The sequence below is a fragment of the Achromobacter spanius genome (assembly GCF_029637605.1).
In the GTDB taxonomy this organism is placed as follows: domain Bacteria; phylum Pseudomonadota; class Gammaproteobacteria; order Burkholderiales; family Burkholderiaceae_B; genus Achromobacter; species Achromobacter spanius_E.
Map to the genome: position 1 here is coordinate 1,166,627 of NZ_CP121261.1, position 24,908 is coordinate 1,191,534.

The following is a 24,908-nucleotide window of genomic DNA, read 5'->3' on the forward strand; positions in this document are numbered from 1 at the left end:
GCTTCGCCTCGGGTAATTGCTAAGGCGCCGCCAAGTGGCCAGGGGCTATGCTGCGCCACATCCCAACGGGATGGGCGCTGGCCCGTCTCGCCCTGAACCACGAGGCAAGCCGTCATGGACATGAAGCAGTTGCGTTACTTCGTCATGGTCGCGGAAGAACTGAGTTTCAGCCGCGCCGCCGAAAAACTCAATATGTCCCAGCCCCCACTGTCGCAGCACATCAAGTTGCTGGAGGAAGAGCTGGGCGTGCAGTTATTGAACCGCACGCGACGCGAGGTCAAGTTGACCGACGCCGGCGCAGTATTCCTGCGGGAAAGCCGGCTGTTGTTGGGGCAGATGCGCACGGCGGTCGGCGCGACCGTGCGGGCAGCGCAGAGCGACGCCGGCGTGCTGCGGCTGGGTGTGGCGACTTCAGCCTTGTTCAATGTGCTGCCCCGCTTCCTGGCCATGATCAAGACGGCGTACCCCGGTGTGGAAGTCTCGGTGGTGGACATGCAGTCGCACGATCAAGTGTCGGCGGTGACACATGGCCAGATGGACATCGGCATCGTGCATGTGCGCCCGGACCGCAGCAAGCTCATGCGCGTGGCGATCCTGCGTGAACCGCTTGCCGTGGTGCTACCCCAGGGGCATCCGCTTGCCAGTGGTGATTTCGCGTTGTCGGAACTGGCCGAAGAACCCATGGTGGCCTTGGCGCGCGAGAGCGGCCCGGCCGTCTTCGACGCCATTGTTGCGTCGTGTTATGGGGCCGGCTTCAGCCCGTCGTTCAAGCACACCGCCCGTAGTCCATTGACTATTTTCCAGATGGTCAGGCTGGGCTTTGGCGTGGCGCTGGTGCCCCGCGCGTATGCGTCCAGCGCCTATCCCGGCGTGTGTTTTCGCGAGCTGGCCGACACGGCGGGCCAGGTGCGCATGGAGGCCATCTGGAGCGACAAGCACGCCTCGGACCTGACGCGGCGCATCGCCGTGGAATTGTTGCCGCGTCTGGCCGAGCCGGCCTAGCCCCGTCCGTCGATCAGCTTGACCGTGACCGGATGGTAGTTCTGCGCATATCCGGCATCGCGAGCCTGGCACATCAGGTCGTGCGCATACTGGGCAATGTGCGGCTTGAAAGCCGCGCTATCGGCCAACGCCAGCGCCAGGCTCGCGTCCTTGATGGCGTAGGTCAATGGAAAGGTCTTCTCGGGAAATTCATCCTTGGCCATCGACTTCATGCCATGGTTGCGCAGCACGAAGCTATCGGCGGACCCCTGGGACAGCAACTCGAAGAGCTTTTCTCCGTCCATGCCGCTGCGCCGCCCGATCGTCAACACTTCCGCCAACGCATTGACCGTCATGAAGACCATCATGTTGTTCAGGATCTTCAGGATCTGACCGCTACCGATCTCGCCGCAATGCAGCACGTCCGACCCCATGCATTCCAGCATTGGGCGCAGGCGTGCTACGTCCCCTTCGCTGCCACCAACGCTGATCATCAAGGTGCCGGCGACGGCCGCCTGCTTGGTGCGCGCGACCGGCGCGTCCACGAATCCGATCCCGGCCTCGCGCAGCCGGCCTGCCAAGGCTCGTGTGCGCGCCACGTCGCTCGTGCTCATGTCTACGATCATGCCCGGCCGTTTGGGTGACGCCAGGATCTCATCCACCACCGACTCCACCTGGTCAATCGACGGCAAGGACAGGAACACAATGTCGGCGCGAGCAGCCACTTCGGCCGCCGACGCCGACGCCAGGCCGCCCTGCTCCACTACGCGCGCCATCGCGTCGGACGCACGGTCATACACGTGCAGGGGCTGACCCGACTTGCGGGCCAGATTGATGCTCATGGGTTCGCCCATCACGCCCAGGCCGATAAAGCCCAAGTTCAATTGCTCTTTCATCAAATGCTCCTGTTTCTAAATGGAAAACGCGCCGTATGGCGTCAATCCGCCTTGATGCGCGCAGCGCTGATCAAGGTCTTGTATTTGTTGAATTCGCGCGACGCGTATTGGCCGAACTCATCGGGGGATGAACCCACGGACTGAAATGAAATGGACGCCAGCTTTTCCGCCACGATCGGGTCGCGCAGCGCCAGGCGCACTTCTTTCTGCACCCGGTTGACGACGCTTTGCGGGGTGCCTGCCGGCGCCCACAAGCCGTACCAACTGGGCATGTCGAAACCAGGGAAACCGCTTTCGGCCATGGTGGGCAGGTCAGGCAAGGACGCCAGGCGCCGTTCGCTTGTGACGGCCAGTGCGCGCAGCCGACCGCTTTGTACATGCGGGTAGGCGGAAGCCATTGGTTCGATCATGGCCGACACGTGTCCGCCCATAAGGTCGACCAGCGCTGGTCCGCCACCCTTGTACGGGATGATCGGCATGTCGACCTTGGCTTCGACGTTCACAAGCTCGCAGGCCAGATGGCCTGCCGCGCCGAACGCCGCGATGGCCCACTGCACTTCGCGCGGACGCTTGCGTGCATCGGAGATCAGGTCAGCCACCGTCCGATACGGGCTATCGGCTCTGACCACCAGCAGTTGCGGCAGCGCGCCGATTTCGGTGATTGGCATGAAATCGTTCAAGGCGTCGTAGGTGGCCGTCGTCAACAAGGACGGGTTGGCCATCTGCAAGGAGGCATTGAGCAGCAAGGTGTAGCCGTCCGGCTTGGATTGTTTGACGTGCTGTGCGCCGATAACGCTGCTGGCGCCCGGCCGGTTCTCGATGACAACCGGCTGGCCGAACTGCTTTTCCAATTGGGGCGCGAGCGTGCGCGCCACCGTGTCCACCGAGCCACCCGGGGGGAACGGCACCACCAGCCGGATAGGGCCACCCGGATACGTCGGGCCGGTGTTGGCCCAGGATGGCGCCACGATGGCCAGCGCCATTGCGCCCGCCGCCGACATCAGGGAGCGGCGTGTCAATCTTGTGCGAAGAATCTGTCGTTCGATTTTCATTGTCTCTTCCTTGGGGGAGGCGGTGCGGCTAAGTCCGTATGGCGAACGGATCGCGCACATCGTTGGAATAGTCGATCATCACGTTGCGGGTCGTCAGGTATTCCCGAAGGCCCGCCTCGCCGCGCTCGCGGCCAATGCCAGATTCCTTGAAGCCGCCGAATGGCGCCTGAGCGCCAAGCGCGCGATAGGTATTGACCCAGACGGTGCCGCTTTGCATGGCGCGCGAAACGCGCAGTGCCCGATTCAGGTCGCGCGTCCACAACCCCGCTGCGAGGCCATAGCGGCTGTCGTTGGCCATGCGGATGGCGTCGGCTTCCGTGTCGAAGGCAATGATGGCCAGCACCGGGCCGAAAATTTCTTCCTGTGCCAGATGGCTGGCGTTGTCCACATCGGCAAAGATGGTGGGCTCGATGAAGTAGCCCGATTCCAGGCCCGGCCCGTGTGCCCGCGCCCCGCCACACACCAGCCGCGCGCCTGCGCCACGGGCAGTCTCGATGGCGTCCAGAATGCGACGGAATTGCGGTTCGTTGGCGACCGTGCCCATCTCCGTCGTCGGGTCGGCGGGGTTACCCAGTCGGATGCGCCCCGCGCGTTCGGTCAACCGCGTGACCACCTCGTCGTACACGCCGCGTTGCACCAGCAAACGAGAGCCGGCCACGCAGGTCTGCCCCGTGGCGCCAAAGATGCCGGCCAGCGCGCCAACCACGGCGCGGTCCAGGTCTGCATCGTCGAAGATGATGTTGGGCGATTTACCGCCCAGTTCCAACTTGACGGGAACCAGCCGACGCCCCGCCATGGCTGCGATGTCGCGGCCTACCGACGGGCTGCCGGTGAAACTGACCAGCGACACGCCGGGGTCTTCCACCAATGCGCGGCCGGTACGCGCGCCGCCCGTCACCACATTGAATACGCCCGGCGGAAAGCCCGCTTCTTCCACTAGCGCGGCAAACTCCAGTGTGGAGGCCGATGCGTGCTCTGAGGGTTTGACTACCACGCAGTTGCCCGCCGCAAGTGCTGGCGCCAGCTTGTTGGCCAAGAGCGCCAGCGGCGAATTCCAGGCAGTGATCAGGGCCACCACGCCGTAGGGCTCCATCGACACATAGTCCAGCGTGTTGGGCTGGTCCAGGGGCACATGCTGACCAAAAAGCTTGTCGGCATAGCCGGCAAAATAGCGCAGTTGCCGCCCGACCCACAGCATCTGCGGTCGGGTTTCACGCACGATCTTGCCGTTGTCGCGGCTTTCGATGGCGGACATGCGGTCGGCCGACGTTTCGATCAGCGTCGCCAACTGATGCATCAGCGCGGCGCGCTTGACGCCGGGAGTGTCACGCCAGACCGTCTGAAAACAGCGACTGGCGGCCTGCACCGCCAATGCCACGTCGTCCGGCCCGGCATCGGGAATTTCGGCCCAGACTTCGCCGGTATAGGGGTTGGTGCTTTGCAGCACCCGACCCTCTGATGCCGGCATGCGACGGCCGCCCACAAACAACTGGTATCGCTGTATCACGCTTGTCTCCTGAATGTATTACGTCGGCGTTTTGCGCCGCGTCCCCGGCTAGGGGGGCAAAAGGAGTATGTAAGGCGTGCGTCCCAGCGTCTAATACTGTTTTCAGACTTCTGTTATTTCAAAGTGGCGATTGTCGTGACATCTGCCATTTGATCCCCAACCGAATCTGCTTCTCGATCTCCAACAAAGCAAACAGCACCACGCCCACCCCCACGATCAGCATCCCATCCCACACCGGCACCGACGCCGTCCCAAACACCGCCTGCATCGGCGGCAAATACGTCACCGCGAACTGCGCCGCCGTCACGGCGACAACCATCGCCCAAACCACCTTCGTACCCGCCACGGCCTTCCACGTCAGCGACGTCCCGTAGATGTTCCGGACGAAGAACAGATGGAATATCTCCATGACCACCAATGTGTTGAACGCCATGGTGTGCGCCAGCGCCATTGAGTAGCCACGCGCGGTGGCGTAGTGAAAGACGCCGAACACGGCGATCAGGAACAAGCCGCTTACCAACAGGATGTGCCAGGCCAGTTCGCCGCCGATCAGCGGTGTGCTGGGCGCACGCGGCGGTCGGCGCATGGTGTTGTCTTCCGTGGGTTCAAAGGCCAGGGCCAGGCCCAGCGTGACGCCGGTCACCAGGTTGATCCAAAGAATCTGGATCGGTGTCACGGGCAGGCTTGTGCCGGCCAGCAATGCCACGATGACCGTCAGGGCTTCGCCCGTGTTGGTGGGCAGCGTCCAGCTCACCACCTTTTTGATGTTGTCGTAGACGGTTCGGCCCTCGCGCACGGCGGCGACGATGGACGCGAAGTTCTCGTCCACCAGCACCACCTCGGCCGCCTCTTTGGCGGCTTCACTTCCCTTCTCTCCCATGGCGATGCCCACGTCGGCGCGCCGTAGCGCCGGGGCGTCGTTGACGCCGTCGCCGGTCATCGCGACGATCATGCCTTGGGATTGCAGGGCCATCACCAGGCGCAACTTATGTTCGGGGCTGGTGCGGGCGAAGATGTCGCAATCCTGGGCGGCCTGCCGCAATGCGGCGTCGCTCAGGTCGTCGAGGTCGGCGCCGGTCAACACGGTGCGGGTGTCTTGCAGACCGATCTGCGCGCCGATGGCGGCGGCGGTCTTGGCGTGGTCGCCGGTAATCATCTTGACGCGAATGCCGGCTTCGCGGCAGGCGCGCACCGCCTCAATGGCCTCGGCTCTGGGCGGGTCGATCATTCCCACCACGCCCAACAGCGTCAAGGTTCCGTCAACATCGCTGTTCTCAAGCACGGTATGCGTAGGCTTTACGGACCGTACCGCAATACCCAGCAGGCGCTGCCCGCTGGCGGCGATGCGGTCGGATTGCGCGTGCCAATACGCGGTGTTCAGCGGCTCCACGCCACCATCGGCCGCGCGCTGGTTGGCGCACATGGCCAGTATGCGTTCCGGCGCGCCCTTCACATAGATGAATGCTTGACGCTCATGGTCGTGGCACAGCGTTGCCATGAACCGCGTCTGCGAATCGAAGGCGATGGCGTCGGTGCGCGTCCAGCCCGCCCGAAGCTTCTGGACGTCCGCCCCGGCTTTCTCCGCGAACGCCAGCAGCGCGCCTTCCATCGGATCGCCCTCCACCGCCCAGCCGCCGTCGTGTTGGCGCAGCGCCGCGTCGTTGCACAACGTGCTGGCGCGCGCCAGTTCCTGCAGCACGCCGTGGTCTTCCGCATCCACGACCGAACCATCAAGCAGAATGCGCCCTTTGGGTTCGTAGCCCACCCCGTCCAGCGCCAGGACGTGATGCGGAGTCAAGGTCGTGGCCACGACCATTTCATTGCGGGTCAAGGTGCCGGTCTTGTCCGTGCAGATAACGGACACGGCGCCTATCGTCTCGATGGCGGGCAGACGCCGCACGATGGTGTTTCGCCTGGCCATTGCCTGCACGCCGATGGCCAGGGTGATGGTCAGCACCGCCGGCAGCCCCTCTGGAATCGCTGCGACCGACAGGCCGACCACTGCCATGAACAAGGCGTCGAAGTCGTAGCCGCGAACGAAATAGCCATGGACAAGCAACAGCCCGGCAACGGCCAGTATCAAGGCGGTGAGCCACCTGCCGAATGCATCCATCTGCTTGACCAAGGGCGTGGTAAGCGTTTGAACCGTCGACAGCAACGTGCTGATCCGCCCAATTTCCGTGTGCAGCCCGGTTGCCACCACGACCCCTCTGCCCTGCCCGGCCGCTACCAGCGTTCCGCAATAGGCCATGGGTGTTCTGTCGCCCAGCTCGGCACCTCTGGCGACAGGGTCTGTGTGCTTTTCCACGGGCACGGATTCCCCGGTCAGCACGGCTTCCTGCACGCGCATGGAATGGGCCGACAGCAGGCGCATGTCCGCCGGCACCCGGTCGCCCGCCTCCAGCAGCACGATATCGCCGGGCACCAGGGCTTCGCCCGCGATGCTGCGGCGCGCGCCGTCGCGCAGCACATTCGCGCGCGGCGCCAGCATTTGGCGGATGGCCGTCATTGCCTTCTCTGCCTTGCCTTCCTGAAGAAAGCCGATGACGGCGTTGGCCACCACAACCGCCAGGATGACGCCGGTATCGATGCCATGTCCCAGGAACGCGGTGATGGCGGCCGAGCCCAGCAGCACGTAGATGAGAACGTTGTGGAACTGCGCAAGAAAGCGGCTGACCAGGCCGCGCTGGCGCGCGATCGGCAGCCGGTTGGGGCCAAAGGTGGCCAGCCTGGCTTCGGCGTCGGCCTGGTCCAGGCCCATGGGCGTGGCCTTCAATTCGGCCAGCACCTGGTCGCCTGCTTGTGCGTGCCAGGGGGAACCGTTCTGGGCTTGCGCGGAGTCTTGCATGGCTGAGTTTCCAGGGGCCAGGGATGGCCCACAAGCATCGCACGGCCCGCTTGAAGAAGGTTGACGTGGATCAATACATTGCCTGAGCGCTGCGTCATGCTGATAGCAGGCGCTCAGTCTCACTACGCCAAGACCCCATTCACGCTTGGAGACACCATGAAGAATGTACTCATCCCCGTCGACGGCTCGGAGAATTCCCTGCGAGCCGTCCGCTACATGATCGACCGCGTGCGCGAGTATGGTCCTTGCACCATCCACTTGCTGAACGTGCAACTTCCGATTGTGTCCGGCACGGTACTGACCTTCATTTCGGCGGACGCCATCCAGGAATACTACGAAGACGAATCCAAAACCGCCCTGGCGAAAGCGAAAGACATCCTGGATGCCGCCGGCGTCATGTACCAGGCCGAACTGCGGGTGGGCAATGTGGCCGACACCATCAAGGCCTACGCTACTGAACAGCACTGCGACCATATCGTGATGGGCTCGCGCGGGCTGGGCGCGGCGGGCAGCCTGCTGCTGGGATCGGTGGCGATGAAGGTGCTGCACACCATCCATATTCCGGTGGTGCTTATCAACTAGCGTGCGGACATCGCCCGCGCCCTGCTTAGCCGGAGACTCAACATGTACAAACGTATCCTGGTACCCATCGATGGCAGCGCCACCGCCGAGGCGGGCTTGAAGGAAGCCATACGCATGGCGCAACTGATGCAAGCAAGCCTGCGCATGATTCATGTTGTGGATGAGCTATCGTTCGCGCTGACCGTGGATGCCTACCGCTATCACGCGGGCGAACTCCTGGACCTGACGCGAAAGAACGGCGCCAAGCTGCTTGAGACCGCCGTGGCCACCGCGCGCGCGGCTGGCGTTGAGGCCGACAGCGTGCTGTACGAGAACCTGGACCGCACCGTCCACCAGCGCGTCATGGACGAAGCCGACGATTGGAAGGCGGACTTGATCGTCCTGGGCACCCACGGGCGTCGCGGGGTGCGCCGGGCGGTGCTGGGCAGCAGCGCCGAGACCATCATGCGCGGCGCGGCCGTGCCGGTGTTGCTGGTGCGGGCGCCGGAAGCTTAGCCAGGGTGGGCCGCGGACCGTTGCGGACGGCGCCTATTTCAGCTCCACGTCCTCGCCCTGCTCCACCGCATGGCAGCGCCAGCCCAGCTCATCCTTGATGCGCAGCCGCAGCGCGTCCGCCGCCGCGGGCTCGCCATGCACAATGTAGGTGTCTTTCGGTGGCCGGGTAAATCCGCCCAGCCACCGTAGGATCTCATCGGCGTCGGCATGGGCGGACAGCATCGACAAATTGTCCAGCTCTGCCCTGACGGGTACGTATTCTCCATGGATCTTGACGCTGCGCGCGCCGTCCAGCATGGCCGCGCCGCGCGTTCCCGCCGCCTGGAAACCCGCGAGCAGGATGGTGTTGCGAGGATCGTTCACGTAGTGCTTCAGATGATGGATGACGCGCCCTCCCGTTGCCATGCCGCTGGCCGAGACGATGATTTTCGGCATCGGTGAGCGGTCCAGCGCCTTGGACGCTTCGACGTCGCTGACGCAGGTGGCCACGCGGTAGGCGGCTTCGGCCTCGCCTTGCGGGAGGCACTGGTCGTCGTCGTGCTGAAGATAGGTTTCCACGGCTGCGCTGGCCATCGGGCTATCCAGATAGATGGGCAGGCTTGCGGGGATGCGGCCGCTGGCCTTCAGCCTGTGCAGGTGCAGCAATAGCAACTGCGCACGTCCCACGGCAAATGAGGGAATGATGACGGTGCCGCCGCGCGCGATCGTGCGGCCGATGATGTCCGCCAAGGTGTCGAGCACGTCTTGCGTGTCGTGCAGCCGGTTGCCGTAGGTGGATTCAATGATCAGATAGTCCGCGTCGCCCACCGCCTGAGGGGGCGGCATCAGCGGGTCGTTGTAGCGGCCCAGGTCACCCGAAAACACCAGCTTGCCGCCGTCATAGGCAATTTGCACCACCGCCGCGCCCAGGATGTGCCCCGCGCGCGTCAAGGTAAAGCGCAGCCCCGCCGGCAAGTCATGAGGAGTATCGAACTCAACCGGGCACAAGGCGGCAATGGCCCGCTGCGCGTCGGCGACGGTGTACAGCGGCAGCGCGGGCTTGTGCTGCGAGATGCCGTGGCGGTTGAGGTAGTCGGCGTCTGCCTCTTGCAGATGCGCGCTGTCCAGCAGCAGGATGCGGCATAGATCGCGCGTGGCCTCAGAACAATAGATCGGCCCGCGAAACCCTTCACGTACCAGCCTGGGCAAGTAACCGGAATGGTCCAGGTGCGCGTGCGACAGCACGACGGCGTCGATGTCTGTGGGCGGCACGGGAAACGGCGCCCAGTTGCGCAGCCGCAAGGGCTTGACGCCCTGAAAAAGCCCGCAGTCGAGCAGGACGCGCCGCCCCTGCACATCAAGTAGATGGCGCGAGCCGGTGACGGTTCCGGCTGCGCCCAGAAAGCGCAATCTTGGGTTGGACTGCATCAGGCCTCCTGATCGGCATGGGTAATCAGGTTCGCACGGCGCACTGCCGCCCGGGCCGGGAACATGCGTGCTTGCTTGACCAAAATCAATATCAACCGCGCGCGACGGAACAAGATGGAGGCGACGATACAGTGGACAGGCTTGGACGCTGGCGTTCAGGAGAAACATCATGCTGGCACGCGACCTGATGACCCAAGATCCTTTTTGTGTGAGTGCGAGTACGCCGGTGTCGACCATTATTCGAGCGATGCTGGACAAGAACATCAGCGCCGTCATGATTACCGGCGACGACGGCGAACTGATCGGCTTGGTCAGCGAGGGGGACCTGGTGCGTCGCCAAGACAGCGTGCACCAGAAGAAGAAGGACCATTGGCTGTCGTTGCTGGCGCAAGGCGAGGCATTGAACCTGGAATTCCTGCACAGTTTGCAGTTGGGGGAACGCACCGCCGCCGCGGTGATGAGCCGCCCGGTCATTACCCAGGACGACACCGCCGACCTGGCCCAGATTGCCGACGTGATGCTTAAACATGGCATCAAGCGGGTTCCCATCACCCGCGACGGCAAGCTGGTGGGCGTGGTCAGCCGCCGCGACATCCTTCGCGCCGTGCTGGCGCAGGAAACATGAGCGTGCCGCTCGAACAAGGAGCCATGATGTCGCGCACAGGCATTGTTTTCTATTCGCGTTCCGGAACGGGGCGAACCGTGGCCGAACGCCTGGCCACGGTGTCGGGTTGGCCGGCCTGGGAAGTGCGGGACGCCGAAGCCCGGTCCGGACTGTCCGGCGACCTGCGCTGTGTCGTCGACAGCCTGTTCAAGCGGAGCCCGGCGTACCGGTATGACGGCCCCGAGCTGGATGTGCTTGACCACGTGGTGCTGGTGACGCCGGTGTGGCTGCGTTCCCTTGCCGCGCCTATGCGTGCGTTCTTGAGGGCCGAAGGGTCCTTGTTGCCCGCTTACTCCGTGATCTGCGTCATGTCGGGGGTGGGCGGGTTTCGTGCTGTCGACGATATCGCCACCTTGGCGGACAAGAAGCCGCTATCGATCCTGCTGTTGAAACAGGCGGACGTGCTGGCGGAAGAATGCGATGCGTCCCTTTTCCGCTTCAAGGAGCAGGTGGCCGCGGCGACCCCGGCAGGCCGCGACGATGGCCAGGTGATACCTGCCGTGGATTAAGCGCCCCAGCCAATCGCCCTAACCCTCCCGGGGCGGTCTTTTGCGATCTGGATTCGCCTGGCAATGTGTGCTGCAATGACTCGTCGCTGGTTGTCGCAGCCCCGATTCAGGGCCACGCTACACAATGGGAAACTCGTCGAGCGCGCCTCCGCTGATCGACATCATCCAGTCCGCCACCGAGCCGATCATCACGATTGATGAACAGCAGCGTATCGTGATGTTCAACGCCGCGGCGGAACGTGTATTTCTTCGCGATGCGGCAAGTGCCCTCGGCGCCAAGCTGGACATGTTGATTCCCGTGCGCTTCCGCCAGGTACACGCCAAGCATGTCGACCGTTTCAAGCACACGGGCATCTCTGACCGCCAGATGGGCCTGGGCGCGCCGTTGTGGGGCCTGCGATCCAATGGCGAAGAATTTCCCATGGAAGCGTCGATCTCGCAGACGCACACGGACACTGGCGTGTTCCTATCGATTTTCCTGCGCGACATCACCGAACGCCAGCGGATCGATCAAGCGCTGCGCGCGTCACGCGATGAACTCACCCGCTTGTCCAACGCCTTGCTGCATGTGCGCGAACAAGAGAAGAAGCACATTGCCCGTGAGCTGCACGACGACCTGGGCCAGAGCCTGACGGCGTTGACCATGGAACTGTCGCAACTGGAATCCAGCATCGGCGTCAACGATCCAAAGGCGCGCGAGCGTGTCCGTGAACGGGTGCGTGTAATGCGCGCCTTGGTCAAAAGCACGTTCGCGTCGTTGCGGCGCATTGCGTCTGACCTGCGCCCGGTCATGTTGGACGACCTGGGCCTGGCGGCCGCCGTGGAATGGCTGGTGGCGGGGTTCGTGTCGCGATATGGCATCGACACCGACGCCCGCATCGACGTCGGCCCGGCCGAACCCTCCAAGCGGGTGGCCACCACCCTCTTCCGGGTTGTGCAGGAAGCCTTGACCAACATCGTCAAGCACGCGCAGGCCACCAAGGTGCAGATACACCTGTCCTGTACCACTACCCATTGCAGCCTGACCGTGCAGGACAACGGCGTGGGCACGACTCCCGACAGCATTTCCAAGAAGCTGCCCATGGCGCTGGGCTTGCAAGGCATCCGCGAGCGCGTGCGGCTGCTCAATGGCGAGGTCACGATCACCACGCGCAAACACGGCGGGTTCCGGCTGGAGGCCAAACTGCCCGTTGAACATCCCTTATTGCCGGGGGAAATGAATTGATCACCCTGATGCTTGCCGACGACCACACCTTGCTGCGCGAGGGGCTCCGGCGCCTGCTTGAGCAAGCGGGCGACATCTCGGTTGCAGGGGAAGCGCGCGACGGCTCGGAAGCGCTGCGGCAGCTTGCGCTTCGGTCTTGGGATCTGATTGTGCTGGACATGTCGATGCCCGGCCGCGATGGGGTGGACCTGATACGCCAGATAAAGACGGACTTTCCCAAGGTGCCGATCCTGGTGCTGACCATGCATGGCGAGCAGCAATATGCCGTGCAGGCAATCAAGGCCGGCGCGGCGGGTTACCTGACCAAGGACAGCGCGGCCGACGAGCTGGTGCAGGCCGTGCGCAAGGTGGCGGCGGGCGGCCGCTACCTGAGCCGTTCGCTGGCCGAGAGCATCGTGTTTGAACGGCACGGCGACGTCAGCGGCCTGCCTCATCTGTTGCTGTCCGATCGGGAATTGTCTGTATTTCGGTACCTGGCGTCGGGCATGAATAATTCGGATATTGCGCGGCTGCTGTGCCTGAGCATCAAGACCGTCAGTACCTACAAGGGCAGAATCCTGGTGAAGATGCAACTGCGCAACCAAGCCGACCTGGTGCGCTACGCCATCAAGCACGGCTTGTTTGACGACGCCGACGGCCCCGACAAGTAATGCCGGGCCCCGCCCATGGCGCAGTCGCCCCGGCAGTCTTGCCCGTAGGAATACGCCTACAGCTGTAGCCCGTTTCCTCTGAAATCTGGCGGACTACGCTGATAGTGCAAGCCTGAGGGATCATGCAGACTTGGCGTTGGAGTGTGCCAGATGGCCCGTGAAACCTCCATTTTTCACCCGGCGGCCATCTTCACCTGACGTGAGGCGCAGCCATGGATTCTTCCCTTCCCCCTTCGCTTATCCCCTACCCAGGAAACGGATCCCGTAGCGCCGCGCGGCGCGGCAGCGGCATCCACAATGGGCCGGCGCGGTTGCCGGCCGATTGCGACTTCTGCGGCATGGCGCGCATCTGCCAGCCTGGCCGGAACAACAACCTTCAACCACTCCACGACACGGCGCGCAACTGGCGCCTGGTCCACCGTGGCGAATCCGTTTACCGGGCCGGCGATGCCTTGTTGAATCTGTATTACCTGCGCGCCGGTTCCATGAAGATCCGCGTCACCAACCCCTCTGGTTCCGAGCAGATCGTGGCGTTTCCGATTGCTGGCGCGTTGTTGGGGCTGGACGCCATCGCCACGGGCGCGCACGAGTGCGACGCCATTGCGTTGGAAGATTCGCTGGTATGCGTGCTGCCCTTTGACGAACTCATGTCCAATTGCCTGCACGATTCGGTGGCCTCGCGCGAGTTCAACAAGCTGATCGCCCAAGAGGTCAACCAGTTCCGGCGCCTGTTGACGGCGTTGGGCTGCATGTCGACCGAGGGCCGCATCGCGCGCTTTCTGGTGAACCTGTCCGAGCAGATGGCGGCCAATGGCTATTCCGCCCGCGAATTCACGCTGAAGATGACACGCGAGGACATCGCCAACCATCTGGGCATGACGATCGAAACGGTATGCAGAACCTTCGGGCGGATGCAAACGGCCTCGCTGCTGAGCGTAAGCAGGCGCAATCTGGAAATCCGCAACCTGGAAGCCCTGAGGAAAGTCGGCAGCGTGTAGCCGGCGTAGGCGGGAGCGTAGCGCCCCCGCCACTTCCTGGCTAATGGGAGAACAGCACCGGTACGGTCATGGCGGTCAGCAGAGTACGGGTTGCGCCGCCCATCACCCATTCATGCATGCGGCTGTGCCCATAGGCGCCCATGACGATAAGGTCCGCATTGAAATCAGCCGCTGCGCTCAGGATTGCGTCGCCGATAACGGTGTCGCTCGTGCTGCGGGACTCTTGTTCGGGCGACGGAAAGCCGTGGCAGGCGCAATAGGCCGCCAGGTCCTCGAAAGGCACGTCGGCTTCCGGGTTGGCGTCCGGATCGTGGGTGCCCGCCAGTACGCGCAGCGCCCGGGCGTTGCGCAGCAGCGGCGCGGCGTCGGCGATGGCGCGGGCGGCCTCCCTGCCCCGGTCCCAGCAATACAGGATGCGCGTTCCAATGTGGGGAAACGCGCCGACCGTGGGCAGGACGATGACGGGTCGGCCGGCAGTAAGTATGGTTTGTTCCACAAAATTGTTGCCGGTCGCGGCATACAGGTCGTAGGCGTTTTGCTGGCTGATGATCAGTACGTCCGAGTACCGCGCGTGGCGCGCCGCGCATTCCGCGGGCGCGTCGTCGCCTTGCCGCCATGACACGGCCACGCCGGCGTCCTGCGCGGCCTGGTTGAACGTGGCCTGGACGGCGGCGCGGCCGCGCGTGTTCATTTCGCGGGCCATGTCTATCGACCGCACCCAGAGCCCCGCGGCGTCGTAAAAGTATCCCGGCAGCATGTAGCTGGCGAACACGCCTGTCAGATGGGCGTCATGCGCCTTGGCCAGGCTCAGGCCCACATCGATGCGGCGGGCGCAGTCGACCCCATTGTCAAGATGAACGGCGATACGGCTGAACATGGTCATTCACCTTGTTGCCCGTTGGCGGCCACCCGCCTGCATGAACCATGCTGAGCCGTCCTGGACTTTCGATGTTGACCTTTATCAACGGAAAATCGGGGACGAGATTCCGGGGGCCTTGCCGCCAGCCCTTGCATGGCTGGCGGCTGGTGTTTGACGTTAGCCGAGCCTGATTGCCAAGGCCGCCAGCGTCACCGCCAGCACCGGCAGCGTCAACACGATGCCCACCTTGAAGTAGTAGCCCCAGGAAATCCTGGTGCCCTTGCGTTCCAGTACGTGCAACCACAGCAAGGTGGCCAGGCTGCCGATCGGCGTAATCTTCGGCCCCAGGTCGCTGCCGATGACGTTGGCGTAGATCATCGCTTCCTTCACCACGCCGCTGGCCTGGCTGGCGTCGATGGATAGCGCGCCGACCAGCACCGTGGGCATGTTGTTCATGATGGACGACAGCAGCGCGGCCATGAACCCGGCGCCAAAGGTGGCCGCCCAGATGCCCTGCTCCGCGAACCGGCTCAGCAGGTCGGCCAGATACTGGGTCAGCCCGGCATTGCGCAAGCCGTACACCACCAGGTACATCCCCAATGAGAAAACCACGATTTGCCACGGCGCTTCCCGGATCACCTTGCGCGTGCTGATCTTGTGGCCACGGCCGGCCACCAGCAGCAGTATCGCGGCGCCCACGGCCGCCACCACGCTGACCGGCACGCCCAGCGGTTCCAGCCCAAAGAAACCGATCAACAGCAGTGCAAGCACCGCCCAGCCCGACCGGAACGTATTCAGGTCGCGGATGGCCGCGGCGGGCGGCTTGAGCTGGCTTTGGTCATACCGCTGCGGAATGCTCCTTCTGAAGTACAGGAACAGGACGGCCAGCGATGCCAGCACGGCCACCACGTTCACCGGCGCCATCACCGCCGCGTAGCGGTTGAAGCCGATGTCGAAGAAGTCGGCCGAGACAATGTTCACCAGGTTCGACACGATCAACGGCAAGCTGGCGGCATCCGCAATAAAGCCCGCCGCCATCACGAACGCCAGCGTTGCCCCGGGCGTGAAGCCCAGGGCCAGCAACATGGCCATCACGATCGGTGTCAGGATGAGCGCGGCGCCGTCGTTGGCAAACAGCGCCGCCACCGCCGCGCCCAACAGGATGATCAAGGCAAACAAGGCACGGCCGTTGCCCCTGCCCCACCGCGCCACATGCAGCGCGGCCCATTCAAAAAAACCGGCCTCGTCCAGCAACAGGCTGATGATGATGACGGCAATGAACGTGGCGGTGGCGTTCCAGACGATGTTCCACACCACGGGAATGTCCGACACCTGCACCACGCCGGCGACCAGGGCAAGCACCGCGCCCAGGCTGGCGCTCCAGCCGATACCCAAACCACGGGGCTGCCAGATGACCAGGATCAGGGTAAGAATGAAGATCGTTATTGCGGCGAACATGCGGGCGTCTCGTCAGGCCTGGGGCGGCTCGGCGCCGATCTGCTTCAATTCCCGGTGGATGGCGGCCTTGTCCAGCGCCGCGATCGGCAAGCTCGTGAAGATGTTGATGCGCGACGAGATCTGACGGAACACCTTTTCGAACACATGGCGGCGTTCGTCTTCCGACCCGACGGCGGCGGCCGGGTCCTCAAACCCCCAATGCGCCGAAATGGGCTGGCCGGGCCACACGGGGCAGACTTCGCCGGCCGCGTTGTCGCATACCGTGATGATGAAATCCATTTGCGGCGCATCCGGCGCGGCGAATTCATCCCAGCTTTTGCTGCGCAGGGTATCTGTCGGATAGTCCAGGGCCTTGAGCTTTTCCAGCGTCAGGGGGTTGACCGTGCCGCCCGGCTGGCTACCGGCGCTGTAGGCGTGAAAGCGTCCTTTACCCAGGGTGTTGAGCAAGGCCTCGGCCATGATGCTGCGCGCGGAATTGCCGGTGCAAAGAAAGAGTACGTTGTAGACCTTGTCAGTCATGATGAGGACTCGTGAGTTGAAGTGTACGTATAGGGGGGCGGAGGTCGGAGGCGGCCTGCCCCGTCAGGCATGGCGTGCAGGCTTGCCGCCGCAGTGGCTTCAAGTCAGCGGCGCCAGCATAAAACGGAAATTCCAATAGTTCAACAATTATTGTAGTATTCGCAGCATGGACAAAAACACCGCTGTCATCGTCTTCGAATCGCTCGCCTCTGGCGTCCGGCTGGACATCTTCCGGCTGCTTGTGCGGGCCGCGCCTGACGGCTGCGTGGCGGGCCAGATCGCCACCGAACTCAGCTTGCCACCCACCAACCTGTCGTTCCACTTGAAAGCGCTGACGCAAGCCGGCCTGCTGACGGTCGAGCAGGAAGGCCGTTACATGCGCTACCGCGCCAACACCACGCTGATGTATGCGCTGGTGGACTATCTGACCGCCGAGTGTTGCGCCGGCGTGGCGTGCGCCGAGCCGCCGCTGGACGAGGAGCGCTCGTAATGGCTTCGCCCGCCTCTGCTCGCCAGGTGGATGTGGTGATCGTGGGCGCGGGGCAAAGCGCCTTGGCGCTTGCCTATTTCCTGAAGCGCACGTCGCTTGATGTCGCCTTGCTGGACGCAAGCCCGCAACCGGGCGGCGCCTGGCTCAACGGCTGGGACTCGTTGCAACTCTTTTCCCCCGCGCAATGGAGTTCCTTGCCGGGCTGGCCGATGCCGGCAGTTTCCGGGTATCCCACCCGAGACCAGGTTGTCGATTACCTGGCGCGCTATGAAAGCCGCTATGGGTTCAACGTTCACCGCCCCGTGTCGGTAATCGCGGTACGCAAGGACGAATCTGAATTCATCGTCGAAACCGACCAGGGCGCATGGCGCAGCCGCGCCGTCGTCAGCGCGACCGGCACCTGGAGCAATCCTTACGTACCGGCGTTCGAGGGAGCGTCCGGCTTCCGTGGCTCGCAGATCCATTCCGCGCAATACCGGTCACCTGCGCCCTTTGCCGGCCAGCGCGTCCTGGTCGTGGGCGGCGGCAACTCCGGCGCGCAGATTCTGGCCGAGGTGTCCCGAGTGGCGGACACCACCTGGGTCACCCAGACCGAGCCCTTGTTCTTGCCCGATGACGTGGACGGCCGGGTGCTGTTCGAACGGGCCACGGCGCGTTGGCAGGCCTTGCAACAGGGCAAGCAACCGGACGATCTTCCAGGTGGTTTTGGTGACGTCGTCATGGTTCCCCCCGTGCGCGAGGCCCGAGAACGCGGTGTGTTGCATTCCGTGCGGCCTTTCGTGCGTTTTACGCCCCAGGGCGTTGTGTGGCCGGACGGCAGCGCTACCGACGTGGACGCCGTCATCTGGTGCACGGGCTTCCGGCCGGCCCTGGATCATCTGGCGCCGTTGGGCGTCCTCAATGCCGAAGGCAAGGTTCCGCTGGCGGGGACGCAAGCGTCGGCGATGCCTGGCGTATGGCTGCTGGGGTATGGCGAGTGGACGGGATTTGCGTCCGCCACGCTGGTCGGCATCATGCGCACGGCCAAGTCCACGGCGTTGGAGGTGGCTGCTTATGTTCAGGCTGATCCGCTGGCGCCAAGCCGTGTTGAAGCGCCCGCTTCTGAACCTTCCTAGTTTGACTCCCCCTCTTCCGTTCCGACCTAACTCCACCTAAACCAACCTGACAGGACATCATGAGCACCGTCACCATCTATCACAACCCCAAGTGCGGCACCTCGCGCAACACCTTGGCGCTGATTCGCAATGCCGGCGTTGAGCCACAAGTGATCGAATACCTGCAAACCCCGCCCGACCGCGCCACGCTGGTTGACCTGATTTCGCGCGCGGGCCTGTCGGTAAGAGACGCCATCCGCCAAAAAGGCACGCCCTATCTGGAACTCGGCCTGGACGACGCATCGCTTAGCGACGACGCGCTGATCGACGCCATGCTTGAAAACCCCATTCTGATCAACCGCCCCTTTGTGGTGACCGCCAAGGGCGTGCGGCTGTGCCGCCCGTCCGAGCTGGTGCTGGACATACTTGAAGAAGCGCAACGCGGCCCCTTCGTGAAAGAAGACGGCGAAGCGGTGATCGACGAGCACGGACAGCGCGTGCGCTAAGCCCCCGATGGCACACCGCCCGATGTCCGAGCAAGCCGCCTCCCCCGACAAAGCGCATGGTTTGGTGACCGCGCTGGGCATTGGGCAAATCTGTTCGTGGGGCTCGCTGTACTACAGCTTTCCCCTGATCGCCGAGGCCATGGGGGCCGAGCTCGGCTGGAGCAAGCCCGATCTTTACGGCGCCGCCACACTGGGGCTGATGCTAGCCGCGCTGGCCGCCTATCCGGTGGGCGTGGCGGTGGATCGCGGTTATGGCCGCTGGGTGATGGGGCTGTCTTCCCTGGCGGCGGGCGGCTTGTTGCTGCTTTGGTCGCAAGTGACGTCGCTGCTGGCGTTCTATGTGCTGGTGGGCGGTATCGGGGCCTTGCAGGCCGCCACGCTGTACGAACCGGCGTTCGCTGTTGTTGCGCGCCGGGTCGGCCCTGGCCATTCACGCGCCGGCATCACCGCGCTGACGTTGTGGGGCGGCTTCGCCAGCACGGTTTTCATTCCGCTGGTGCAATGGCTGCTGAACCATTGGGGCTGGCGCGAGGCGCTGATGGCGCTGGCGGCGGTCAACGTGCTGATCTGCGCCAGCGCCTATCTGCTGTTCATATCGCCCGCGCGTGACGCCAAGCCCGCCAGCGACGTCACGCCGGACGAACAGCGCGAACGCAACCGCCTGGCGGTTCGGGACGCGTTGCACCGCCCTGTGTTCTGGGCCTTGCTGGTGTCCTTGACGGCGTATGCGGCGATGTTCTCGGCCTTTACCTTTCACATGTACCCGCTGCTGCGCGAGCGCGGCATCGACACGGCGTCGGTGGTGCAAGCCATTGCGCTGATCGGCCCGGCACAGGTTGCGGGGCGGATCGTGATCAGCCTGTTCGCGGCGCGGGCCTCGATGCGCGCGGTGGGCACGGCGGTCGTCACGATTTTTCCGCTGGCCTTTGGCGCGCTGGCTTTCCTGCGTGCCGACTTCCTGACCGTGGCGGCGGTGTGCGTGGTGTACGGCGGGGCCAATGGCATTTTCACGATTGTGCGCGGCATGGTGGTGCCCGAAATGCTGAGCCGGCATGCCTATGGAGCCATCAACGGCTTGTTGACCGTGCCCATGACTTTTGCCCGAGCCGCCGCGCCGGTGGGCGCCGCCGCCTTGTGGGCGGTCGGGTCCTCTTACGACATGGTGCTTGCCGCCATCGTGGCCGTGGCGGTTGTACTGGCCGCGGGCTTTTGGCTGGCCGCCTGGATCAGCCGCCCCAGGCTTCAATTGATTTGAGTAATTTGATTAGAGAGTGCAGCAATGACGACGTATTCCCCGCCTTCGGAACTTTCCCCTACAGAGCTGGACCTGCCCAACCTGGACGATGCCTTGCTGGATGTGCCCAGCCACGACAAGCTGGCGCTGGAAAGCGGCGCCACACATCCGCCGCGCATTCTGCTGCTGTACGGTTCGCTGCGCGAGCGCTCGTATAGCCGCCTGCTGACCGAAGAAGCCGCGCGCATCCTGACGCGGCTGGGCGCGGAAACCCGCATCTTCGACCCGCGTGGCCTGCCGCTGCCCGATGGCGCGCCCGCCGATCATCCCAAGGTGGCGGAATTGCGCGCGCTGTCGCTGTGGTCCGAAGGGCAAGTCTGGTGCAGCCCGGAACGGCACGGCACGCTGACCGGCGTGTTCAAGAGCCAGATCGATTGGCTGCCCCTGGAAACCGGCAGCGTGCGCCCCACGCAAGGCCGCACGCTGGCCGTCATGCAGGTATCGGGCGGATCGCAATCCTTTAACGCCGTGAACGCGCTGCGCGTGCTGGGCCGATGGATGCGGATGGTGACCATACCCAACCAGTCATCGGTAGCCAAGGCGTTCCAGGAATTCGACGAGGCCGGACGCATGAAGCCGTCTGCCTACTACGACCGAGTGGTCGACGTGATGGAAGAGCTGATCAAGTTCACCCTGCTGGTGCGCGACCGCAGCGACTACCTGACCAACCGATACAGCGAACGCAAGGGCATGGCGGAAGAAGCCGCGCGCCTGGCGCGCGCGGCGATGGCCCACGAAGCGGTGGCGCCATAGGCCAGCGCTTCCCTACGCAGCGCGCGGTCCTGGCGCTTTAATCAATCGCCGCGCCAGCGGTTTTCACGACCTTGCCCAGGCGGGTGTATTCCTCGGCGCCAAAGTCCTTCAGCGTTTGGCGCGTGGTGGGCGACGGGATCGCACCGCGCGATTCCAGCGTCTTCTTCACGTCGGGTCGTTGCAGCGCCTTGTTGACGGCTGCGTTCAGCTTGTCCAGCACGTCGGGCGGGGTGCCCTTCGGGGCGTACAGGCCGTCCCAGGCGAAGAACTCGTAGCCCTTCACGCCCGCTTCGTTCATCGTGGGAATGTCCGGATTGGACGCCACGCGCTCGGGCGTGGTCACGGCCAGCGCGCGCAGTTTGCCGGCGGCGATCTGGCCGGACACGTTGGGCATGACGTCGATCAGGAACGAGATGCGTCCGCCCAACAGGTCGGTCATGGCCGCGCCGCCGCCCTTGTACGGAATGTGCATGACCTTGATGCCCGCCATCTGGTTCAGCAATTCACAGGCTAGATGCGACGACGTGCCATTGCCGGCCGAGCCGCAGGTCAGTTCGCCGGGGTGCGATTTGGCGTAGGTCAGCAGTTGGTCCAGCGATTTGAAGCGGTCGTCGGTGCCGTTCACGACCAGGGCCGCGGCGATGACGGTAAAGCGCGAAATCGGCTCGAAGTCGCTGGGCGCGTAGCCCGGCGATTTATACAGCCAGTGGTTGGTGGCCTGCGTGCCGTTAGTGCCGTATGACAGCGTGTAGCCGTCCGGATTGGCGCGCGCGACGATGGACGTGCCGATGTTGCCGCCCGCGCCGGGGCGGTTTTCCACGATGATGGACTGGCCCAGTTCACGCGCGATGGGTTCGGCCACGAGCCGCGCCAGTGTGTCGCCGCCGCCGCCCGCCGCGAACGGCACCACGAGCGTGATCGCGTGGGTGGGCCAGGCGGCTTGTTGCGCCAGGACGGTGGCGGATGGCAAGGCTGCACAGGCGGCGGTAGCCAGGCAAATCAAGGTCTTGGAAAGTTTCATGCTTGTCTCCTGTGGGGATGGTCTGTGCGCGCCCGCTTGGGTTTTTGATGTATCGGGCGCGTGTTTTTTTGCGAGCGTTGGGGTGGGATCTGGGCCTTTTGTGTAGCGGGAAGTGTTTGGGGGATGCCTCAGACAAAGCGGCAGCTCACCGACCCCAGCGGACCGTAGTCCACGTGGAAGGTGTCGCCGGCCTGTGCGAAGACGGGTCGCGTGAACGAGCCGCCAAGAATGATCTGGCCCGCTTCCAGCGCCACGTCGTGTTCCGCCAGCTTGTTGGCCAGCCACACAACGCCGTTGGCGGGATGGTTCAGCACGCCCGCGGCCAGGCCGGTTTCCTCGATGACGGCATTGCGCGACATCATCGCGCCGACCCAGCGCAGGTCCATGTCGCCCACGCGCACCGGGCGCCCGCCCATCACCACGCCCGCGTTGGCGGCGTTGTCGGCGATGGTGTCGAACACCTTGCGCGGGCGTTTGGATTCGGGGTCGATCTGGTGCGAGCGCGCGTCGATGATCTCAAGCGCCGGAATTACGTAGCGCACCGCGTCCAGCACATCGAAGAGCGTCACGCCGGGGCCGCGCAGCGGGCGGTCCAGGATGAAGGCCAACTCCACTTCGACGCGCGGCACGATGAAGCGGTCGCGCGGGATCGCGGCGCCGTCGGCAAACAGCATGTCGTCCAGCAGCGCGCCGTAGTCGGGTTCGTCAATCTGTGATGACAACTGCATGGCGCGCGAGGTCAGCCCGATCTTGTGGCCCACCAGGCGGCGGCCCGACGCGATCTTGTGCTCCACCCAGGCGCGCTGGATGGCGTAGGCGTCGGCGATGCTGATGTCGGGATGGTCCAGCGAAAGCTGCCGCACCTGGGTGCGTTGCTGCTCGGCCTCGTCCAGCCGCAGCGCCAGTGTTTTTATGGTGGTGGCGTCCATTGATGTCTCCTTGGGGGTGCTTTTTAGTGTTGTGTCGGCGGCGGCGCCCGTCACTCGGGCGGCAAATGGCGGCGGCTGCTTTTGTCGGCCAGCCGCCAGCCTTCCGGCGTGGCGACAAGCACGTCGCGGCATTCGCGGATGGAGACCAGGCGGGGCGCCCCGCCCTGCTCTTGCGGCACGCTGTCGTAGGCGGTCAGGAAATAGCCGACCGTGGCGCGTGCCGGCTTGCTCGTCGAGTTGCTCGTCGGGCCGCCCGCCGGGTTGTTCGTTGGCTTGTTCGCCGGCTTGTTCGTTGGCTCGTTCATCGACTCGTTCGCAGGGTCTTCCGCTTGCTCGATTGCCTCCAGCCGCAGGTTGGTGATCACGTGGCAAGTGCTGCGCTCGGGCGCCCGGGCGTCCAGCGCGGCCAGCACTTCTTGCGGGCCGCATAGCCGTTTGCCTTGGCGCATCCAGACGCCCTCCGGCGCCATCAGCGCGGCGGCGGCGTCATGGCGGCGGGTATCCAGCGCATGAAAAAACGTCAAGACCACCGCTTCGCAAGCGGCCTTGATCTGCATGGACTGCATGGACTGATTGGCCTGCATGGCTGCTGAATGATGTTCCATTGTTAGCTCGCGCTCCCTGATCCGATTTGGGCGTTGGCCAGCGGCACGTCTGGCCGCTGTAGCAACGCCGGGTCCACCACCGCGCGTTGCGCGATCCATTTCCGCAGTTGGCGCAAATCGCGCGCGGCATTGACCGCCACGCCGGCCACGACGCGGCCGCTGGCGTCCAGCGCTACCGACAGCAAGGCACGCGCATCGGCCTGCGGGCGCAGCACTTCGCTGGCCGCCAACGCGGGAAAGCCCACAATCTGCACCATGGCGTCGTACTGCTCGGACCAGACCGCGCCGGTGGGCAGATACGGGGCCGTCTCGCCCAGCGCGCTAAGTGCCGCCGCCGTGCCCTGGTCTTGCGCGTTCTGCCACGATTCCAGACGCACCGCGCCGCCGGCGTCGGCGTGCACCGACACGGCCACGTCGCCCGCGGCATACACATCCGGCGCCGACGTGCGGCAAAACTCATCGACCAGCACGCCGCGCTGGCAGGCTATGCCCGCCTCGCGCGCCAGCGTGTCGTTGGCTTGCAGGCCCACGCCCAGCACCACGGCGTGCGCCGCGATGCGGGTGCCGTCGGCCAGCTCGGCCACGGGCCGCCCGTCTTCTTGCGCATGGACGGCAAGCAGGCTGGCGCCCAGCATGAGGTTCACACCGGCGGTTGCATGCATCGCGGCCAGGTACGCGGACACGCCCGGCAGCACGCTGCGGGCGCATAGCCGCTGCGCCTGTTCCAGCACCGTGACGTGGGTGCCTGCCTGGCGCGCGGTGGCGGCCACTTCCAGCCCGATCCATCCGCCGCCCACAATCAGCACGTGCTTGTCCGGCCCCAACTGGGCGCGCAGGCGCAGGGCGTCGTCGCGGGTGCGCAGCACGTAGACACCGGCGTGGTCGATGCCCGGCAACGGCGGCACGACCGGGCGGCCGCCCATGCACAGAATCAGTTTGTCGTAGGCGATTGACGCGCCATCGGAGGTGTCCACCTGCTTGTCGGCCAGGCGCAAGCGCGTGACCGCCACGCCCGGATGGAAGTCGACGTTCAACGCCGCCAAGCGCTCGGCCGAAAACAGTTCGGTGCTTTCGGCGGGGGCGTGTCCACCCAGCACTGCCTTGCTCAAGGGCGGGCGTTCATAGGGCGCGTGCGGCTCGTCGCCCAGCAGCACCACGCGGCCGGCGTAGCCGCGTTCGCGCAGGGTGGCGGCGGCCCAGCCGCCCGCCTGCCCCGCGCCCACGATGACGATCGCGTCCGAGTTCACGCGGCTTCTGCCTTCAGGTAGATGGTGTCGGCCTCGACCCGCACCTCGTAGCGGCGCAGGTCGGTCGTGACCGGCGGGCACTGCGGCTTGCCGGTGCGGATGTCGAACACGCCCTGGTGCAGCGGGCATTCGATGGTGCCGTCTTCCAGGTAGCCATCGGCCAGGCTGGCGTTGCCGTGCGGGCAGCGGTCCTGGGTGGCGCAGATGTCGTCGGGCAGCTTGTACAGGCAGACGGCCTCGCCTTCATGCACGACGCGCAGGGTGCCGGTGTCAGGCGAAATGTCCGCCACCAGGGCAACGGGTTTCCAGGTGTCCATGA

The 24,908-nt window shown here is 64.6% G+C and carries 26 protein-coding genes; 13 read left to right on the forward strand and 13 right to left on the reverse strand.

Going from position 1 to position 24,908, the window contains the following annotated elements; genetic code table 11:
* The first annotated feature begins 114 nt into the window (after window positions 1-114).
* Window positions 115-1,002 carry a LysR family transcriptional regulator gene (locus P8T11_RS05065; RefSeq protein WP_268077962.1) on the forward strand — a complete coding sequence of 296 codons (888 nt, stop codon included), beginning with the start codon at window positions 115-117 and terminating at the stop codon, window positions 1,000-1,002.
* Here P8T11_RS05065 and P8T11_RS05070 read toward each other — a convergent pair.
* From P8T11_RS05070 to P8T11_RS05085, 4 genes are all read right to left on the reverse strand, one after another.
* On the reverse strand, window positions 999-1,877 hold the full coding sequence (locus tag P8T11_RS05070) for an NAD(P)-dependent oxidoreductase (protein ID WP_268077961.1): 879 nt from the start codon (window positions 1,875-1,877) through the stop codon (window positions 999-1,001). The two genes, P8T11_RS05065 and P8T11_RS05070, sit on opposite strands and share 4 nt — an antisense overlap.
* 41 nt (window positions 1,878-1,918) lie before the next feature.
* A complete protein-coding gene (locus P8T11_RS05075; RefSeq protein ID WP_268077960.1) occupies window positions 1,919-2,929 on the reverse strand; it encodes a Bug family tripartite tricarboxylate transporter substrate binding protein in 1,011 nt (336 codons plus the stop codon).
* 28 nt (window positions 2,930-2,957) lie between these two features.
* Window positions 2,958-4,436, reverse strand: coding sequence for an aldehyde dehydrogenase (locus tag P8T11_RS05080; RefSeq protein ID WP_326494490.1), 1,479 nt, complete (start codon window positions 4,434-4,436; stop codon window positions 2,958-2,960).
* Between the two features lie 118 nt (window positions 4,437-4,554).
* Window positions 4,555-7,284, reverse strand: coding sequence for a cation-transporting P-type ATPase (locus P8T11_RS05085; RefSeq protein WP_268077959.1), 2,730 nt, complete (start codon window positions 7,282-7,284; stop codon window positions 4,555-4,557).
* Between the two features lie 156 nt (window positions 7,285-7,440).
* Here P8T11_RS05085 and P8T11_RS05090 point away from each other — a divergent pair, with 156 nt between their 5' ends.
* Together P8T11_RS05090 and P8T11_RS05095 are read left to right on the forward strand one after the other, a co-directional pair.
* Window positions 7,441-7,866 (forward strand): universal stress protein, encoded by a 426-nt coding sequence (locus tag P8T11_RS05090; protein ID WP_268077958.1) that lies wholly within the window; start codon window positions 7,441-7,443, stop codon window positions 7,864-7,866.
* Between the two features lie 42 nt (window positions 7,867-7,908).
* Window positions 7,909-8,361 carry a universal stress protein gene (locus tag P8T11_RS05095; protein WP_268077957.1) on the forward strand — a complete coding sequence of 151 codons (453 nt, stop codon included), beginning with the start codon at window positions 7,909-7,911 and terminating at the stop codon, window positions 8,359-8,361.
* Between the two features lie 33 nt (window positions 8,362-8,394).
* Here the strand turns inward: P8T11_RS05095 and P8T11_RS05100 are convergent, their stop codons facing one another.
* Entirely contained in the window at window positions 8,395-9,768 is a 1,374-nt protein-coding gene (locus tag P8T11_RS05100) for an MBL fold metallo-hydrolase RNA specificity domain-containing protein (RefSeq protein WP_268077956.1), read from the reverse strand.
* A gap of 169 nt (window positions 9,769-9,937) precedes the next feature.
* Here P8T11_RS05100 and P8T11_RS05105 point away from each other — a divergent pair, with 169 nt between their 5' ends.
* The 5 genes from P8T11_RS05105 (at window position 9,938) to P8T11_RS05125 (ending at window position 13,814) form a co-directional block, all read left to right on the forward strand.
* Entirely contained in the window at window positions 9,938-10,393 is a 456-nt protein-coding gene (locus tag P8T11_RS05105; RefSeq protein WP_268077955.1) for a CBS domain-containing protein, read from the forward strand.
* A complete protein-coding gene (locus P8T11_RS05110; protein ID WP_268077954.1) occupies window positions 10,390-10,941 on the forward strand; it encodes a flavodoxin family protein in 552 nt (183 codons plus the stop codon). The genes P8T11_RS05105 and P8T11_RS05110 overlap by 4 nt, the downstream gene beginning before the upstream one ends.
* A gap of 124 nt (window positions 10,942-11,065) precedes the next feature.
* The gene (locus P8T11_RS05115; protein ID WP_268077953.1) at window positions 11,066-12,166 is read left to right on the forward strand and encodes a PAS domain-containing sensor histidine kinase; all 1,101 of its coding nucleotides are present in this window, start codon (window positions 11,066-11,068) and stop codon (window positions 12,164-12,166) included.
* The gene (locus P8T11_RS05120) at window positions 12,163-12,816 is read left to right on the forward strand and encodes a response regulator (RefSeq protein ID WP_268077952.1); all 654 of its coding nucleotides are present in this window, start codon (window positions 12,163-12,165) and stop codon (window positions 12,814-12,816) included. Before P8T11_RS05115 ends, P8T11_RS05120 begins: the two co-directional genes overlap by 4 nt.
* A 212-nt stretch (window positions 12,817-13,028) precedes the next feature.
* On the forward strand, window positions 13,029-13,814 hold the full coding sequence (locus P8T11_RS05125) for a helix-turn-helix domain-containing protein (protein WP_268077951.1): 786 nt from the start codon (window positions 13,029-13,031) through the stop codon (window positions 13,812-13,814).
* A gap of 40 nt (window positions 13,815-13,854) precedes the next feature.
* Here P8T11_RS05125 and P8T11_RS05130 read toward each other — a convergent pair whose 3' ends face one another.
* From P8T11_RS05130 to P8T11_RS05140, 3 genes are all read right to left on the reverse strand, one after another.
* Window positions 13,855-14,691, reverse strand: coding sequence for a universal stress protein (locus tag P8T11_RS05130; RefSeq protein WP_268077950.1), 837 nt, complete (start codon window positions 14,689-14,691; stop codon window positions 13,855-13,857).
* 159 nt (window positions 14,692-14,850) lie between these two features.
* On the reverse strand, window positions 14,851-16,131 hold the full coding sequence (locus tag P8T11_RS05135; RefSeq protein WP_268077949.1) for an arsenic transporter: 1,281 nt from the start codon (window positions 16,129-16,131) through the stop codon (window positions 14,851-14,853).
* Window positions 16,132-16,143: 12 nt separating this feature from the next.
* Window positions 16,144-16,650 (reverse strand): arsenate reductase ArsC, encoded by a 507-nt coding sequence (locus P8T11_RS05140; protein WP_268077948.1) that lies wholly within the window; start codon window positions 16,648-16,650, stop codon window positions 16,144-16,146.
* Between the two features lie 166 nt (window positions 16,651-16,816).
* Between P8T11_RS05140 and P8T11_RS05145 the strand changes: the two genes are divergently transcribed.
* Genes P8T11_RS05145 through arsH form a run of 5 tightly spaced genes read left to right on the forward strand, consistent with a single transcriptional unit; the run spans window position 16,817 to window position 20,787 of the window.
* Window positions 16,817-17,140, forward strand: a complete 324-nt coding sequence (locus P8T11_RS05145; RefSeq protein WP_268077947.1) for an ArsR/SmtB family transcription factor — start codon at window positions 16,817-16,819, stop codon at window positions 17,138-17,140.
* Window positions 17,140-18,255 carry an ArsO family NAD(P)H-dependent flavin-containing monooxygenase gene (locus tag P8T11_RS05150; protein ID WP_268077946.1) on the forward strand — a complete coding sequence of 372 codons (1,116 nt, stop codon included), beginning with the start codon at window positions 17,140-17,142 and terminating at the stop codon, window positions 18,253-18,255. The genes P8T11_RS05145 and P8T11_RS05150 overlap by 1 nt, the downstream gene beginning before the upstream one ends.
* 59 nt (window positions 18,256-18,314) lie before the next feature.
* On the forward strand, window positions 18,315-18,740 hold the full coding sequence (arsC, locus tag P8T11_RS05155) for an arsenate reductase (glutaredoxin) (protein ID WP_268077945.1): 426 nt from the start codon (window positions 18,315-18,317) through the stop codon (window positions 18,738-18,740).
* Window positions 18,741-18,762: 22 nt separating this feature from the next.
* Window positions 18,763-19,995 carry an MFS transporter gene (locus P8T11_RS05160; protein WP_268077944.1) on the forward strand — a complete coding sequence of 411 codons (1,233 nt, stop codon included), beginning with the start codon at window positions 18,763-18,765 and terminating at the stop codon, window positions 19,993-19,995.
* 24 nt (window positions 19,996-20,019) lie between these two features.
* Window positions 20,020-20,787 (forward strand): arsenical resistance protein ArsH, encoded by a 768-nt coding sequence (gene arsH / locus P8T11_RS05165; RefSeq protein ID WP_268077943.1) that lies wholly within the window; start codon window positions 20,020-20,022, stop codon window positions 20,785-20,787.
* A gap of 37 nt (window positions 20,788-20,824) precedes the next feature.
* Here arsH and P8T11_RS05170 read toward each other — a convergent pair whose 3' ends face one another.
* The 5 genes from P8T11_RS05170 to P8T11_RS05190 all read right to left on the reverse strand — a co-directional run bounded on the left by P8T11_RS05170 (window position 20,825) and on the right by P8T11_RS05190 (window position 24,906).
* Window positions 20,825-21,808 carry a Bug family tripartite tricarboxylate transporter substrate binding protein gene (locus tag P8T11_RS05170; RefSeq protein WP_268077942.1) on the reverse strand — a complete coding sequence of 328 codons (984 nt, stop codon included), beginning with the start codon at window positions 21,806-21,808 and terminating at the stop codon, window positions 20,825-20,827.
* Between the two features lie 128 nt (window positions 21,809-21,936).
* Window positions 21,937-22,737: a 2-oxo-hept-4-ene-1,7-dioate hydratase gene (gene hpaH / locus P8T11_RS05175; protein ID WP_268077941.1), complete on the reverse strand. Its 801-nt coding sequence runs from the start codon at window positions 22,735-22,737 to the stop codon at window positions 21,937-21,939.
* 50 nt (window positions 22,738-22,787) lie between these two features.
* Window positions 22,788-23,342: a nuclear transport factor 2 family protein gene (locus P8T11_RS05180; RefSeq protein ID WP_268077940.1), complete on the reverse strand. Its 555-nt coding sequence runs from the start codon at window positions 23,340-23,342 to the stop codon at window positions 22,788-22,790.
* Window positions 23,343-23,344: 2 nt separating this feature from the next.
* Window positions 23,345-24,589, reverse strand: a complete 1,245-nt coding sequence (locus tag P8T11_RS05185) for an NAD(P)/FAD-dependent oxidoreductase (RefSeq protein ID WP_268077939.1) — start codon at window positions 24,587-24,589, stop codon at window positions 23,345-23,347.
* Window positions 24,586-24,906 carry a non-heme iron oxygenase ferredoxin subunit gene (locus P8T11_RS05190; protein WP_127184601.1) on the reverse strand — a complete coding sequence of 107 codons (321 nt, stop codon included), beginning with the start codon at window positions 24,904-24,906 and terminating at the stop codon, window positions 24,586-24,588. The genes P8T11_RS05185 and P8T11_RS05190 overlap by 4 nt, the downstream gene beginning before the upstream one ends.
* Window positions 24,907-24,908 lie beyond the last annotated feature (2 nt).